This is a genomic window from Photobacterium sp. GB-210 (assembly GCF_003026075.1).
Taxonomy (GTDB): Bacteria; Pseudomonadota; Gammaproteobacteria; order Enterobacterales; family Vibrionaceae; genus Photobacterium.
The window spans coordinates 1-12,832 of record NZ_PYNU01000016.1 but is presented as its reverse complement, the minus strand read 5'-3'; the positions used below and the strand labels follow the sequence as shown (position 1 = coordinate 12,832).

9 protein-coding genes are annotated in these 12,832 nt (G+C 45.4%); all 9 read right to left on the bottom strand.

Features of this window, described 5'->3' with window-relative positions:
* Positions 1-161: 161 nt before the first annotated feature.
* A complete protein-coding gene (rpoC, locus tag C9J38_RS15765; RefSeq protein WP_107207949.1) occupies positions 162-4,379 on the bottom strand; it encodes a DNA-directed RNA polymerase subunit beta' in 4,218 nt (1,405 codons plus the stop codon).
* 100 nt (positions 4,380-4,479) lie between these two features.
* Positions 4,480-8,505: a DNA-directed RNA polymerase subunit beta gene (gene rpoB / locus C9J38_RS15760; RefSeq protein WP_105061413.1), complete on the bottom strand. Its 4,026-nt coding sequence runs from the start codon at positions 8,503-8,505 to the stop codon at positions 4,480-4,482.
* Positions 8,506-8,733: 228 nt separating this feature from the next.
* Positions 8,734-9,099, bottom strand: a complete 366-nt coding sequence (gene rplL / locus C9J38_RS15755; protein ID WP_105061414.1) for a 50S ribosomal protein L7/L12 — start codon at positions 9,097-9,099, stop codon at positions 8,734-8,736.
* A 59-nt stretch (positions 9,100-9,158) separates the two neighbouring features.
* Complete coding sequence (gene rplJ / locus C9J38_RS15750; RefSeq protein ID WP_107207948.1) at positions 9,159-9,653, bottom strand: 50S ribosomal protein L10; 495 nt, start codon at positions 9,651-9,653, stop codon at positions 9,159-9,161.
* A gap of 234 nt (positions 9,654-9,887) precedes the next feature.
* Positions 9,888-10,592 (bottom strand): 50S ribosomal protein L1, encoded by a 705-nt coding sequence (rplA, locus tag C9J38_RS15745; protein ID WP_107207946.1) that lies wholly within the window; start codon positions 10,590-10,592, stop codon positions 9,888-9,890.
* 4 nt (positions 10,593-10,596) lie between these two features.
* Entirely contained in the window at positions 10,597-11,025 is a 429-nt protein-coding gene (gene rplK / locus C9J38_RS15740; RefSeq protein ID WP_005372708.1) for a 50S ribosomal protein L11, read from the bottom strand.
* A gap of 125 nt (positions 11,026-11,150) precedes the next feature.
* Positions 11,151-11,696, bottom strand: a complete 546-nt coding sequence (gene nusG, locus C9J38_RS15735) for a transcription termination/antitermination protein NusG (RefSeq protein ID WP_045084741.1) — start codon at positions 11,694-11,696, stop codon at positions 11,151-11,153.
* Positions 11,697-11,707: 11 nt separating this feature from the next.
* Entirely contained in the window at positions 11,708-12,085 is a 378-nt protein-coding gene (gene secE, locus C9J38_RS15730) for a preprotein translocase subunit SecE (protein WP_107207944.1), read from the bottom strand.
* 241 nt (positions 12,086-12,326) lie between these two features.
* Positions 12,327-12,832: EF-Tu/IF-2/RF-3 family GTPase (locus C9J38_RS15725; protein ID WP_255418665.1), on the bottom strand; the 506-nt coding region annotated here is incomplete at its 5' end.

Genomic DNA, 12,832 nt, shown 5'->3' with positions numbered 1-12,832 from the left:
CCATTATAATATGTGGCAGTAACATAGGCTGCCACTTCATTACACACTATCCAACACCTTCTTTTTCCCTCTTACATAACCCGTCCACTAGCCTGGTATTTATTACAAACAATAAAAAAGGCACCCCGAAGGATGCCTTTTAGAATCAGTTACGTTGAGAATTAATTCTCGTCGTTAAGACCTGCATTCAATAGTGCCGCTAAGTCTTGAGAGGCTTGCTCTGCATCAACTTGTGGTGCTACTGGCTCAAGCTCAACATCACGCTGCAATTGACGACGTTGGTGGTAAGAGAAACCTGTACCCGCTGGGATCAGACGACCCACGATTACGTTCTCTTTCAGACCACGTAGGTCATCACGCTTACCAGAAACAGCAGCTTCTGTTAGTACGCGCGTTGTTTCCTGGAACGATGCTGCTGAGATGAATGACTCAGTCGCAAGCGATGCTTTAGTGATACCTAGTAAGTCACGAGAGTAACTTGCAGGAGTCTTACCTTCAGCTTCAAGCTGACGGTTAGCAATCGTTACGCGAGAGAATTCAACTTGCTCGCCTTCTAGGAACTCAGAATCACCAGCAACAGTGATAGTTACCTTACGTAGCATCTGACGAATGATAGTCTCAATGTGCTTATCATTAATCTTAACGCCCTGTAGACGGTAAACTTCCTGAACTTCGTTAACGATGTATTCTGCAACTGCGTGTACACCACGTAGACGTAGAATATCGTGCGGAGTTTCTGGACCATCAGCGATTACGTCACCCTTCTCAACTTTTTCACCTTCGAAAACGTTAAGCTGGCGATGCTTCAGGATCATCTCTTCGTACGGCTGACCTTCACTTGGTGTGATGATCAAGCGACGCTTACCTTTAGTTTCTTTACCGAACGATACTGTACCGGTAATTTCTGCCAAGATAGCTGGTTCTTTTGGCTTACGTGCTTCGAACAAGTCAGCAACGCGTGGTAGACCACCCGTGATATCCTTGTTACCGCCAGATTTTTGCGGAATACGTGCAAGCGTATCACCGATACCAACCATAGCGCCGTCGTCAAGCTGAACAATCGCCTTACCAGGTAGGAAGTATTGAGCTGGCATATCAGTACCAGGGATCATTACATCATTACCATCAGCATCAACAAGTTTGATAGCTGGACGCATATCTTTACCTGCTGCTGGACGAGCTGCTGCATCAGTTACTTCGCTTGAAGATAGACCTGTTAGGTCATCTGTTTGACGAGAAACTGTTACGCCGTCGATCATGTCAACGAACTGGATACGACCAGCCACTTCAGTGATGATTGGCATGGTGTGCGCTTCCCAGTTTGCTACTGTTTCACCAGCAACAACGTCTGCACCGTCACCTTTGCTTAAAATAGTACCGTAAGACAGTTTGTAGTTCTCTTTCGTACGGCCGAACTCATCAATGATGCTTAGTTCAGATGCACGAGAAGTAATTACAAGCTTGCCAGCATTGTTCGTTACGAACTTAGCATTGTGCAGCTTCATAGAACCTGTAGTTTTCACTACAACGCTATTGTCTGCTGCTGCTGCTGATGCCGCACCACCGATGTGGAACGTACGCATCGTAAGCTGTGTACCCGGTTCACCGATTGACTGAGCAGCAACAACACCCACTGCCTCACCAGAGTTAACCAAGTGACCACGAGCAAGGTCACGACCGTAACAGAACTTACAACAACCGAAGTCATTTTCACACGTTACAACTGAACGTACTTTAACTTGGTCTACAGAGTTTGCTTCTAGGATCTCACACCACTTCTCATCAAGAAGCGTATTACGTGGTGCTAGAACTTCTTCTGTACCCGGTTTTAGAACGTCTTCAGCAACAACACGACCAAGAACACGATCACCAAGTTGTTCTTTAACATCACCACCCTCGATTAGAGGCATCATGGTGATACCAGCGTAAGTACCACAGTCATCTGCTGTGATCACTACGTCTTGCGCTACGTCTACTAGACGACGCGTTAGGTAACCTGAGTTTGCTGTCTTAAGTGCGGTATCCGCAAGACCCTTACGAGCACCGTGAGTAGAGATAAAGTACTGGAGTACGTTTAGACCTTCACGGAAGTTCGCAGTGATCGGCGTTTCGATGATTGAGCCATCTGGCTTAGCCATCAGACCACGCATACCCGCCAACTGACGAATCTGTGCAGCAGAACCACGAGCACCAGAGTCGGCCATCATGTATACGCTGTTGAACGATTTTTGCTGCTCTTCTTCACCGTCACGGTTAATAACAGTATCGAAAGACAGGTTATCCATCATAGCTTTAGCAACTTGTTCGTTCGCTGTAGCCCAGATATCGATAACTTTGTTGTAACGTTCACCAGCAGTTACAAGACCTGATTGGAACTGCTCTTGGATTTCAGCAACTTCAGCTTCAGCTTCAGCGATCTTAGTGTATTTAGCCGCAGGTACAACCATATCGTCGATACCAACAGATACACCAGAAAGTGCAGCGTAAGCAAAACCTGTGTACATAATCTGGTCAGCAAAGATAACAGTATCTTTCATGCCCAGCTTACGATAACAGGTGTTAAGAAGCTTAGAAATTTGCTTCTTACCTAGTGCTTCAGTATTTACAAGGCTAAATGACAGACCTTTCGGTACGATAGGCCATAGCATTGCACGACCAACAGTAGTATCAACAAGTTGAGAATTCTCAACAAAGTTACCCTGCTCGTCTTTCACATATTCTGTAATACGTACTTTAACGCGAGCATGAAGCTCAGCCATCTTAGTACGGTATGCTTTCTCAGCTTCAGCTGGTCCAGCAAGGTACATGCCTTCACCTTTCGCGTTGATTTTCTCACGCGTCATGTAGTAAAGACCCAATACAACGTCCTGAGAAGGTACGATGATCGGATCACCAGATGCTGGTGAAAGAATGTTGTTTGTTGACATCATTAGAGCACGTGCTTCTAGCTGTGCTTCTAGCGTCAACGGCAAGTGAACCGCCATCTGGTCACCATCGAAGTCGGCGTTGTATGCCGCACACACAAGTGGGTGAAGCTGAATCGCTTTACCTTCGATTAGGATTGGTTCAAACGCCTGAATACCTAGACGGTGCAGTGTTGGTGCACGGTTAAGCATTACTGGGTGTTCACGAATAACTTCGTCTAGGATATCCCAAACGACTGCTTCTTCGCGCTCAACCATCTTCTTAGCAGCTTTGATTGTCGTAGCAAGACCACGAGTCTCTAACTTACCGTAGATGAATGGCTTAAATAGCTCTAGTGCCATCTTCTTAGGAAGACCACACTGATGCAGACGTAGGTATGGACCTACTGTGATAACAGAACGACCTGAGTAGTCTACACGCTTACCAAGAAGGTTCTGACGGAAACGACCTTGTTTACCCTTGATCATATCAGCAAGAGATTTCAGAGGACGCTTGTTAGAGCCAGTGATAGCGCGGCCACGACGACCGTTATCTAGCAATGCATCAACAGATTCCTGAAGCATACGCTTTTCGTTACGTACGATGATATCAGGAGCAGCCAGGTCTAAAAGACGCTTCAGACGGTTGTTACGGTTAATAACACGACGGTATAGATCATTCAGATCTGAAGTCGCGAAACGGCCGCCGTCTAGTGGTACCAACGGACGTAGATCCGGCGGTAGAACTGGCAGTACAGACAGGATCATCCACTCTGGGTTGTTACCTGACTGTAGGAAAGCTTCAACTAGCTTAAGACGCTTAGTTAGCTTCTTACGCTTAGTTTCAGAGTTAGTTTCTTCTAACTCTTCACGCATATTTTCGATTTCAGCATTTAGGTCCATGTTGCCTAAAAGTGCTTTAACCGCTTCTGCGCCCATCTTAGCGTCGAACTCGTCGCCCCACTCTTCAAGTGCATCCAAGTACTGCTCTTCAGAAAGCAGCTGGCTACGCTCAAGGTTGGTCATACCAGGTTCAATAACTACGTATGATTCAAAGTAAAGTACACGCTCGATATCACGTAGAGGCATGTCCATTAACAAACCGATACGAGATGGCAGTGACTTTAAGAACCAGATGTGGGCAACAGGTGAAGCAAGCTCAATGTGACCCATACGCTCACGGCGTACTTTAGTCTGAGTAACTTCAACACCACATTTTTCACAGATCACACCACGGTGCTTCAGGCGCTTGTACTTGCCACAAAGACACTCGTAGTCTTTTACTGGGCCAAAGATACGTGCACAGAAAAGACCGTCACGCTCAGGCTTGAAGGTACGATAGTTGATTGTTTCTGGCTTTTTAACTTCACCAAAAGACCATGAACGGATCATGTCAGGTGAAGCTAGACCGATTTTGATTGCATCAAATTCTTCGGTCTTATGTTGTGCTTTCAGAAACTTAAGTAAGTCTTTCACATTCGGCTCCTGTGAGGAGTTGACCCATAAAGGCGCCAGTCTACTGGCGCCTTCATATTTATACCGGAGTAACTAATAAGTATAGGTGACTAACCCAGTCTTATTCGTCTTCCAGCTCGATGTTAATACCCAACGAGCGGATTTCTTTCAACAATACGTTGAATGATTCCGGCATACCTGGTTCCATACGATGATCACCGTCAACGATGTTTTTATACATCTTCGTACGGCCGTTAACGTCATCTGACTTAACGGTTAGCATTTCTTGAAGGGTATATGCTGCGCCGTATGCTTCAAGCGCCCATACTTCCATCTCACCAAAACGCTGACCACCGAACTGAGCTTTACCACCCAGCGGCTGCTGAGTAACAAGGCTGTAAGAACCGGTAGAACGGGCGTGCATCTTGTCATCAACCAAGTGGTTCAGTTTAAGCATGTACATGTAACCAACAGTTACAGGACGCTCAAATGCATCACCAGTACGGCCATCAAACAACGTTAGCTGACCTGATTCAGGTAGATCACCCAATTTTAGCAACTCTTTAATTGATGACTCAGGTGCGCCATCAAATACAGGTGTTGCAATCGGTAGACCTTTACGAAGGTTTTGTACAAGAGTACGCACTTCCTGATCAGTAAGAGCTTCGATATCAACTTTCTGGCGAGTATCACCTAGGTTGTATACGCGTTGTAGGAAGTTACGGAACTTGTGTAACTCCTGCTGCTCTTTAAGCATATCGTTAAGTTTGTCACCGATACCTTTCGCCGCAAGACCTAAGTGAGTCTCAAGGATCTGACCGATGTTCATACGAGACGGTACACCCAGTGGGTTCAGAACGATATCAACCGTTTGACCTTTCTCATCGTAAGGCATGTCTTCAACAGGGTTAATCTTAGAGATAACACCCTTGTTACCGTGACGACCCGCCATCTTATCACCCGGTTGGATGCGACGACGTACAGCTAGGTATACTTTAACAATCTTAAGTACGCCAGGTGCTAGGTCATCACCTTGAGTGATCTTACGACGCTTAGTTTCAAACTTCTTATCGAACTCAGCTTTCAGTTCATCATACTGCTCTGCAAGCTGTTCCAACTGGTTTTGTAAAGCTTCGTCATCAAGCGTAACAGCGAATAGTGCATCGCGGTTCATTGAAGCAATCTTGTCTTCGCCGTAACCCGCAGATAGTAGAAGCGTACGAACACGAGCAAGAAGACCACCCTCAAGGATCTGGAATTCTTCTGTGATATCTTTCTTCGCTTCTTTCAGCTGCATCTCTTCAATTTCAAGAGCACGCTTGTCTTTCTCAACGCCATCACGAGTGAATACTTGTACGTCAATGATCGTACCAGTAACACTTCCAGGAACACGTAGAGATGAATCTTTAACATCAGATGCTTTCTCACCGAAGATAGCTCGTAGAAGCTTCTCTTCTGGTGTTAGTTGTGTTTCACCCTTAGGCGTCACTTTACCAACTAGGATGTCACCACCCTTCACTTCAGCACCGATGTAAACGATACCTGACTCGTCCAACTTAGAAAGCGCAGCTTCACCCACATTAGGGATATCAGCAGTGATTTCTTCAGAACCCAGCTTCGTATCACGCGCCACACAAGAAAGCTCTTGAATGTGGATTGTTGTGAAACGATCTTCCTGAACTACACGCTCAGAAACTAAGATGGAATCCTCGAAGTTGTAACCGTTCCAAGGCATGAACGCGATACGCATGTTTTGACCAAGCGCTAGCTCACCAAGGTCTGTTGAAGGACCATCAGCAAGAACATCACCGCGTGATACTGGCTCGCCAGGTAGCACGGTTGGACGCTGGTTAATACATGTGTTCTGGTTAGAACGCGTGTACTTAGTTAGGTTGTAGATATCGATACCTGCTTCACCAGGGATCAACTCGTCATCGTTAACTTTGATAACGATACGAGATGCATCTACAGACTGAACTGTACCACCACGTTTAGCTACAGCTGTAACACCAGAATCAACACCGATTTGACGCTCAATACCAGTACCTACTAGCGGCTTATCAGCACGGATAGTTGGAACTGCCTGACGTTGCATGTTCGCACCCATTAGGGCACGGTTAGCATCATCGTGTTCTAGGAACGGGATCAGAGATGCCGCCACAGATACAACCTGGTTGGTTGCAACGTCCATGTATTGAACATGGTCACGTGGGTGCAGACCTGAATCACCTTTCTGACGAGCAGTGATCAATTCGTCAGCAAATGAACCGTCTTCGTTAAGCGCGGCGTTAGCCTGTGCAATAACGTATAGACCTTCTTCGATTGCTGATAGGTATTCGATATCGTCTGTAACTTTTCCGTCTACCACTTTACGGTAAGGTGTTTCCAAGAAACCGTAAGGGTTACAACGCGCAAAAACAGATAGCGAGTTGATTAGACCGATGTTTGGACCTTCAGGCGTTTCGATAGGACATAGACGACCGTAGTGCGTCGCGTGTACGTCTCGAACCTCAAAGCCAGCACGCTCACGAGTCAGACCACCTGGACCAAGCGCCGAGATACGACGTTTGTGAGTAACTTCTGACAGTGGGTTGTTTTGGTCCATAAACTGTGACAACTGAGAAGAGCCGAAGAACTCTTTCACTGCCGCAGAAATAGGTTTAGCGTTAATTAGGTCTTGAGGCATGATTGCATCAAGATCGCCTAAGCTTAGACGCTCTTTAACAGCACGCTCAACACGTACTAGACCAACGCGGAATTGGTTTTCAGCCATTTCGCCAACAGAACGAATACGACGGTTACCAAGGTGGTCGATATCATCAACTTCACCTTTACCGTTACGGATATCGATCAGTTTACGCATAACATCAATGATGTCTGCGTGGTCTAAGATACCAGGGCCTGTAGTCTCTTCACGAAGTAGAGAACTGTTGAACTTCATACGACCAACAGCAGATAGATCGTAACGATCTTCTGAGAAGAACAAGCTTTCAAAAAGTTGCTCAGCTGCTTCACGTGTTGGTGGCTCGCCAGGGCGCATCATACGGTAGATTTCTACCAATGCACTTAAACGGTCAGTTGTGTTGTCGATACGTAGGGTATCTGACATGTAAGGACCGTGGTCTAAATCGTTCGTAAACAGAACTTCAATAGACTTGTGACCCGCCTGAGATAGAAGTGCTAATGCTTCCAGGCTTAATTCCTGGTTAGCCGCTACAATCAGTTCACCGGTTTCTTCGTTGATGTAATCGCGTGATGCGATCTTACCAACGATGTACTCAACTGGTACTTCGATGTGATCAATGCCATCTTTGCCTAATTGGCGAATATGACGAGCAGTGATACGACGACCTTGCTCTACGTAAACTGTACCGTTCGCTTCAATATCAAAGCTTGCAGTTTCGCCACGTAGACGATCCGGTACCAACTCCATAACAAGAGATTTACCTTGAACTTCGAAATGAATTTTTTCGAAGAACATGTCAAGGATCTGTTCTGTTGTGTAGTTAAGTGCACGAAGGATGATAGACGCAGGTAATTTACGACGACGGTCGATACGTACGAATACACTGTCCTTAGGATCGAACTCGAAATCCAACCATGAACCACGGTAAGGGATTACGCGAGCGTTATATAACACTTTACCTGAGGAGTGGGTCTTACCCTTATCGCTGTCGAAGAAGACACCCGGGCTACGGTGTAGCTGGGATACGATAACCCTCTCGGTACCGTTAATAACGAATGTACCGTTATCTGTCATGAGCGGAATTTCGCCCATGTAAACTTCTTGTTCTTTAATGTCTTTTACAGTGCCAGCCGGCGCGTCTTTATCGTACATGACAAGACGTAGCTTCACACGCAGTGGAGCAGAATAAGTTACGCCACGAATCTGACATTCTTTAACATCGAAGACCGGCTCACCGAGACGATAGCTAACGTATTGCAGCTCGGAATTGCCATTGTAGCTCTGGATTGGAAAAACAGAGCGAAAGGCAGCTTCTAGACCGTAATGCCCTTCTGGATCCTGCTCGATAAATTTTTGGAAAGAATCAAGCTGGATCGACAGCAAGTATGGAGCATCCAACACTTGCGGACGCTTACCAAAATCCTTACGGATACGCTTTTTCTCGGTATAAGAGTAAACCATAGGTTCCTCAGATCGCTGATAAGTGATCCAAACTACCCCAATACACACGGGGGGTAGTGACTAAACGTTGTTTATGTGTAGGAACAACCCAATGAAATCAGGGTCGTTTTTTTGCTAGACAGTGGATACAAAACAAGGTGAAAATTACCACTGCCCTACAGCGCAAAAAGGCCGGTGGCAATTTGCCACCAGCCAATAGCCATAAAAGGCTATGAAATCAAATAATTATTACTTGATTTCAACAGAAGCACCAGCTTCTTCTAATTGAGCTTTAAGAGCTTCAGCTTCAGCTTTCTCAACGCCTTCTTTTAGAGGTGCTGGAGCGCCGTCAACTACTGCTTTAGCTTCTTTAAGACCAAGACCAGTTGCGCCACGTACTGCTTTGATTACAGCAACTTTGTTAGCGCCACAAGCTGTTAGGATTACGTCGAATTCAGTTTGCTCTTCAGCTGCATCTGCAGCTGCGCCGCCTGCTACAACTGCAGCTGCAGCAGTAACACCGAATTTTTCTTCCATAGCTTCAATTAGCTCAACAACTTGCATTACAGACATTTCTGCAACTGCGTCTAGGATTTGCTCGTTAGTGATAGACATAACAATTCTCTTTTAAAGTCAACAATAAGTTTAAATAGTAATCAGATAAAACTCTGCTATTAAGCAGCAGCTTCTTCTTTCTGATCACGTACTGCAGCGATAGTACGTACAAGTTTACCAGCAGACGCTTCTTTCATGCACATCATTAAGCGTGCGATAGCTTCGTCGTAAGTTGGTAGAGTTGCTAGTACTTCAACGTTTGCAACAGCGCCTTCAAATGCAGCTGCTTTGATCTCGAATGCTTTGTTCTCTTTAGCGAAGTCTTTAAAAAGACGCGCTGCAGCACCTGGGTGCTCATTAGAGAAACCGATTAGAGAAGGACCAACAAAAACGTCTTGTAGACATTCGAAGTCAGTTCCTTCCACTGCACGGCGTGCTAGTGTGTTACGAACAACTTTAACGTATACGCCAGCTTCACGAGCTTGCTTACGTAAAGTAGTCATCGCACCCACAGTAACACCGCGAGAGTCAGCAACAACAGCAGAAAGTGCACCGTTGGCAGCTTCGTTGACTTCAGCAACAATTGCTTTTTTGTCTTGAAGATTTAATGCCATTGGATTTGCTCCTGGATTGTTTGACACCACTCACTGCTCAAATAGCAGGAGAGTCTTACGGCGCAGATCCAAGAAAGACATACATCAATCATGCTCTGGCACCGTCTACGTAGGTAAATATTAAGTTCCGAAAAACACCTACGGTCTTTGACGGAGGCTAACTGCAAGCAATTAGCCCCAGCCACGAATTCGGAAGCGACAAATTATACACTAACTTATCGCTTCTGCAAATTATTACGCTACGTTAGTTTTCAGAGAGTTCTGATCTAATGCTACGCCTGCACCCATAGTAGTAGAGATGCTTACTTTCTTAATGAAAGTACCTTTCGCTGAAGAAGGCTTAGCTTTCTTCAGTGCAACTAGAAGAGCTTCTAAGTTCTCTTGTAGTTGAGCGGCATCGAAGTTCACTTTACCGATAGTAGTGTGAATGATACCGTTTTTGTCGTTACGGTAACGAACCTGACCTGCTTTAGCATTTTTAACTGCTTCAGCAACGTTAGGAGTTACAGTACCAACTTTAGGGTTTGGCATAAGACCACGAGGACCTAAGATAGTACCAAGTTGACCTACAACGCGCATTGCATCAGGAGATGCGATAACTACGTCGAAGTTCATCTCGCCTTTCTTAACTAGATCAGCTAGATCTTCCATACCTACAAGCTCAGCGCCAGCTTCTTTAGCAGCTTCAGCGTTTGCGCCTTGAGTAAATACAGCAACACGGATATCACGACCAGTACCGTTTGGTAGTACAGTTGCACCACGTACGTTTTGGTCAGATTTACGTGCATCAATGCCTAGGTTAACTGCAACGTCAACACTTTCATTGAATTTAGCAGTAGCTAGTTCTTTTAGAAGAGCAACAGCTTCGTTGATTTCGTACTCACGAGTAGAGTCAACTTTGTCACGGATAACGCGCATGCGCTTAGTCAGTTTAGCCATCTTATTAACCCTCTACCACTAGGCCCATTGAGCGAGCAGTACCAGCAATTGAACGCTTCATAGCTTCAATATCAGCACCAGTCATGTCTGCAGCTTTAGTCTCAGCGATCTCTTGGATCTGAGCGTCAGTTACAGTACCTACTTTCTCAGTGTTCGGACGACCAGAACCAGACTTAAGGCCAGCTGCTTTAAGCAGAAGAACTGCTGCAGGTGGAGTCTTAGTTACGAACGTGAATGAACGGTCACTGTAAACAGTGATAACAACTGGAGTTGGAAGACCTTTCTCTACTGAGTCAGTCTTAGCGTTAAACGCTTTACAGAATTCCATGATGTTAACACCATGTTGACCAAGAGCTGGACCAACTGGTGGACTAGGGTTCGCCATACCAGCTGCAACTTGCAGCTTGATGTAAGCTTCTACTTTTTTAGCCATTGCTATATACCTAAATTTGGGTTCAAACGTCTATTTTTAAACAAACAGACTCCCCGTCTAACGAAAGGGCGCGAAATTATAGCCTAATCTCACGCCCCTGACAATACAACTTGAACAGAATTTGATCAGTTCTTTTCGATTTGACCGAACTCTAATTCTACTGGCGTTGCACGACCGAAAATCGATACAGAAACCTTCACGCGGCTCTTATCGTAATCTACTGATTCAATTGTACCATTGAAATCAGCAAATGGACCATCAGTCACACGAACAACTTCACCAGGTTCAAATACTGTTTTATGAACAGGAGACTCACTAGCTTGCTGTAGACGGTTTAGGATCGCATCCGCTTCTTTATCAGAAATCGGAGCTGGGCGATCAGAAGTTCCGCCAATGAAGCCCATAACACGTGGAATACTGCGTACTAAGTGCCATGTTTCGTCGTTCATCACCATTTGTACCAGTACGTAACCTGGGAAGAACTTACGCTCACTCTTACGGCGCTGACCTGCACGAACTTCAACTACCTCTTCTGTAGGAACAAGAACTTCATCAAAGTGCTCTTCCATACCGTGCATTTTGATATGTTCGCGTAGTGACTGTGCAACTCGGCCTTCAAAACCTGAAAAAGCCTGTACTACATACCATCGTTTTTTTGGAGCTTCGCTCATGAATTCTTACCTCACACGCCGGTAAATAGGCGTACTAAACGGACCATAATGCCGTCGATACCCCAAAGGGCTAACGCCATCACTACAGTGACTGCTAGAACGATAAAGGTTGTCTGCGTAGCTTCCTGACGAGTAGGCCATACCACCTTGCGGACTTCCATGCGCGACTCACTTGCAAAACGAATCGCGGCTTTACCTTTTGCTGTAAATGCAGCAGTGATCCCAGCAACTGCCACTAAAGCAATTACTGCAGATGTACGCAGCACAACAGAAACATCACTGTACAGGTAATTACCAACCACAGCAGCAGCTAGCAAAGCAAAAACTACGACCCATTTCAGGCCATCCATTTTGCTTTCGCTTTCTTGGTTTTCGGCATTCGCATTCATACAACCAACCTGTAACTAGTCTTTATTTAGACGAAAATAACCCCGCTATAGCGAGGCCATGGATGAAGAAAAAGGGGTAAGCCTTTAATAACATTAATAAAAAACTTCATCTTACGAAAATTTATCTCTATCACTTGAACAAAAAACATGCATTTTTGTATTAAAGTGTAGAAAAAGGGCATCAAATGATGCCCTTTTTTGTGCGCTGTCGTCAAATTAAATTCAACGAAGTCGTCGTAACTTATGCAATGATAGTTGCAACAACACCAGCACCAACTGTACGGCCACCTTCACGGATAGCAAAACGTAGACCTTCGTCCATCGCGATAGGTGCGATTAGAGTAACAGTCATAGCGATGTTATCACCAGGCATTACCATTTCAACGCCTTCTGGTAGCTCGATAGTACCAGTTACGTCAGTTGTACGGAAGTAGAACTGTGGACGGTAACCTTTGAAGAAAGGAGTGTGACGACCACCTTCATCTTTAGAAAGCACATAGATTTCTGAAGTGAAAGTTGTGTGTGGAGTGATTGAACCTGGCTTAGCAAGTACTTGACCACGTTGAACTTCATCACGCTTAGTACCACGTAGAAGAACACCAACGTTCTCACCAGCACGACCTTCGTCAAGAAGCTTACGGAACATCTCAACACCAGTACAAGTAGTTGTAATAGTGTCTACGATACCAACGATAGCAACTTCGTCACCAACTTTGATGATACCTTGCTCAACACGACCAGTTACAA

Bases quoted from the DNA above. Each gene is read 5' to 3' on its own strand.
- rplJ (WP_107207948.1), bottom strand. From the start codon at position 9,653: ATGGCATTAAATCTTCAAGACAAAAAAGCAATTGTTGCTGAAGTCAAC.
- secE (WP_107207944.1), bottom strand. From the start codon at position 12,085: ATGAATGCGAATGCCGAAAACCAAGAAAGCGAAAGCAAAATGGATGGC.
- rplA (WP_107207946.1), bottom strand. From the start codon at position 10,592: ATGGCTAAACTGACTAAGCGCATGCGCGTTATCCGTGACAAAGTTGAC.
- rpoB (WP_105061413.1), bottom strand. From the start codon at position 8,505: ATGGTTTACTCTTATACCGAGAAAAAGCGTATCCGTAAGGATTTTGGT.
- rplK (WP_005372708.1), bottom strand. From the start codon at position 11,025: ATGGCTAAAAAAGTAGAAGCTTACATCAAGCTGCAAGTTGCAGCTGGT.
- rplL (WP_105061414.1), bottom strand. From the start codon at position 9,099: ATGTCTATCACTAACGAGCAAATCCTAGACGCAGTTGCAGAAATGTCT.
- nusG (WP_045084741.1), bottom strand. From the start codon at position 11,696: ATGAGCGAAGCTCCAAAAAAACGATGGTATGTAGTACAGGCTTTTTCA.